General features: G+C 66.5%; 2 protein-coding genes and 2 rRNA genes. 3 read left to right on the top strand and 1 reads right to left on the bottom strand.

Translation table 11 applies throughout. The annotated features are described in order from the left end of the window. A 23S ribosomal RNA gene (locus ACFXJ8_RS43745) occupies positions 1-87 on the top strand; the annotation flags it as partial. Between the two features lie 138 nt (positions 88-225). Then, a 5S ribosomal RNA gene (gene rrf / locus ACFXJ8_RS43740) occupies positions 226-342 on the top strand. A 424-nt stretch (positions 343-766) separates the two neighbouring features. Here rrf and ACFXJ8_RS43735 read toward each other — a convergent pair. Next, the gene (locus tag ACFXJ8_RS43735; protein WP_379651457.1) at positions 767-1,495 is read right to left on the bottom strand and encodes an SAM-dependent methyltransferase; all 729 of its coding nucleotides are present in this window, start codon (positions 1,493-1,495) and stop codon (positions 767-769) included. A gap of 464 nt (positions 1,496-1,959) precedes the next feature. Between ACFXJ8_RS43735 and ACFXJ8_RS43730 the strand changes: the two genes are divergently transcribed. Beyond that, positions 1,960-2,183: hypothetical protein (locus ACFXJ8_RS43730; RefSeq protein ID WP_379651455.1), on the top strand; the 224-nt coding region annotated here is incomplete at its 3' end.

The raw sequence follows: 2,183 nt of genomic DNA, 5'->3' as shown, positions 1-2,183 counted from the left end.
CGGTAGACGACCGGGTTGATAGGCCGGAGGTGGAAGCGCGGTAACGTGTGGAGCTGACCGGTACTAATAGGCCGAGGACTTGACCACAAAGCATAAGCTTGGTTTCTGCAGCGCTCTGTTACTCTTCGCCGGGTCCGGAGCAGCGCGAAACCAAGGTCTTCTTGCCCGCGTCCACTATGCAATTCTGAAACAGCAAGCACTCTGTGTTTGACAGTTTCATAGAGTTACGGCGGTTATAGCGCAGAGGAAACACCCGGTTACATTCCGAACCCGGAAGTTAAGCTCTGCAGCGCCGATGGTACTGCACTCGGGAGGGTGTGGGAGAGTAGGTCGCCGCCGGACAATCTTTCAAAAAGGGCCACCCCGCATGGGGTGGCCCTTTTTGCTTTTCCGGGGCAGTGGATGTCTCGCGCCAGAGAATGTCTTTCGCCGGACTCCCGTGACCCTGCTCCAACTCGGTTGGAGCCGTGACATCGCCCCTCCTTTGAGGAGCCTCCGGCCTTGGCTTCCTCCGGCAGCGCCGCGTCCACGTCGGCATTGCCTGCGGACGCGGACACATACTTGAGCGCGCCGGAGGGGGTGGTTGTCAAGCACCGCCATTAGGGGGCGAAGCGTGCTGGCTTGTCCTGGAATGCCCCTGCCTTCTCGGGCGTCCCCGCTTCCTAGGAGTCTTGGGATCTGCTGTTTCCTTGGACATCTACCCGACCCCCGGAGTTTTTGGGAGCTGCTGCTTCTCGGACTTCCTTCTACTTCACCGGGTGTCCTCCTACGTTCTCGGGCGGAGGATGAAGACGCCCCAGCCAAGGTGCTGCCTGCCGTACTCGAGATGAGAGCGGCGTGACACCCGCAGGAACTCGCGGACCTCCGCCACCTCGGGGTCGTGCGGATTGGCGAGCAGCCAGTCGCTCAGGGTCAGCCACTGGCTGGCGACGTAGCGGTCCCAGCTGTCGGGGTTCGCCAGGACCATCTCCACCAGCTCGAAGCCCGCCGCCTCGAACCGGTCGTCGGTCCTCGGCAGGGTGGTGAAGCCCTCGTAGGCCTTCAATGCCTCGGCGGGCGGGTCGCCGATCCAGTAACACTCTCCGACCAGGGCGAGGCCGTCCGGGCGCAGGGCGGGGCGCATCAGGTCGAGCGTGCCGGTCAGGCCGCCGCCGATCCATGTCGCACCGATGCAGGAGACGAGGTCGAAGGTCTCCTCGGTGCGGTACGCGCCGGCGTCGCCCCGTACGAACGTCAGCCGGTCGGCCACTCCCAGCTCGGCGGCGCGCGCCCTGGCGGCGGTGAGGAAGACCTCGCTGATGTCCACGCCCACGCCGGTCAGGCCGTATCGGGCCGACCAGCGGCTGAGCATCTCCGCCTTGCCGCAGGCGAGATCGAGCTGGCGTTGTCCTTGCTGGATGCGGCAGATCTCGCCGACCAGGTCGAGCTTGTCGTCGGTGAGCGGGTTCAGGATGCGGTGCCGGGATTCTGCTATCTCGTGAAAGCGAAGCGACATGCTGGTCATTCTGGGGCCGCGCCGTGACGGTGAGCGACGGCTTTTCCGGGCGGTGCTTGGGGCACGGGGACACCTGGGGGCTTGCTAGGCTGGGGAGGCCTGGCCACCCTCAACCACGGGTGGCCTTCGTCGCGTAAGACCCGAGAGCGGGCGGCGATCAGCCACGGTGGACCGTCGCGTTGGAGCACGTGTCCGCTGAGTGAGCCAACGAAATGGACCAGAAGTGAACAGAGAAAACGGATCGGACGACGAGGGCCGCCGCGACCGCAGCGGACAGGGCGAGGACAGGCCTCGCTACGGGGAGAGGCGTTCGTACGGCGAGCGCGGGCAGTCGCGCGGCGACCGTCCGTTCAGGTCCGGTGAGCGGTCGCGCGGCGGGTACCAGGGTCGTGACGACCGTGGCGGATCCGGCGACCGGGATGAGCGGCCGCGTTCGTCGCGTCCGTTCCAGAACAGGGACGAGCGTGGGTACGCCTCCCGAGACGACAGGCCCCAGGGCGGCGGCTTCCAGGCTCGGGGTGACAGGCCTCAGGGCGGCGGCTACCGGGATCGTGGCGATCGTCCGCAGGGTGGCGGGTTCCGTGACCGCGGTGACCGTCCCCAGGGTGACCGTCCGCAGGGTGGCGGCTTCCGTGATCGCGGTGACAGGCCGCAGGGCGGGTTCCGCGATCGGGATGATCGTGGGCCG

It is taken from the genome of Nonomuraea sp. NPDC059194, assembly GCF_042754765.1.
GTDB lineage: Bacteria > Actinomycetota > Actinomycetes > Streptosporangiales > Streptosporangiaceae > Nonomuraea.
The sequence above is the reverse complement of the archived record's forward strand: the minus strand, read 5'-3'. Positions and strand labels throughout refer to the sequence as shown.